The sequence below is a fragment of the Pseudomonas sp. 2995-1 genome, from assembly GCF_002742505.1.
Taxonomy (GTDB): domain Bacteria; phylum Pseudomonadota; class Gammaproteobacteria; order Pseudomonadales; family Pseudomonadaceae; genus Aquipseudomonas; species Aquipseudomonas sivasensis.
On record NZ_LJSA01000292.1, the window covers coordinates 1 to 452 of the forward strand.

The following is a 452-nucleotide window of genomic DNA, read 5'->3' on the forward strand; positions in this document are numbered from 1 at the left end:
CTTTAATTCAATAACCTTTTTTCCTAAGCGAGTGGAACCAATTGCAAAATCCACTTCCCCTTTTTCTACAGGCCCTTTTTCTTCCTTTAATTTCTCAACACGTTGAATTCTTGCCTTTTGTTTTGTAGTTCTTGCTTTAGCTCCCCGCTTTAACCAAGCAATTTCACGACGAAGAAGATTCTGACGGCTAGCTTCCTGTTTACCTTCTGTTTCTTCACGTTCCGCTTTTTTCTCAAGAAAAAGTTCATAATTACCTTCGTATTGATAGACATCACCTTGTTCCAATTCGAAGATTTTATTTGTTACACGATTTAAGAAATATCGATCATGCGTTACAAGCATTAACGCACCACGGTATTGGGATAAGAATACTTCTAGCCATTCAATGGTTTCATTATCGAGATGGTTTGTAGGTTCATCGAGAAGTAACAGATCTACTGGTTGGATTAATG

General features: G+C 37.4%; 1 pseudogene. It reads right to left on the reverse strand.

Going from position 1 to position 452, the window contains the following annotated elements:
* Window positions 1–452: pseudogene (locus AOA61_RS05890) on the reverse strand (ATP-binding cassette domain-containing protein); the annotation flags it as partial.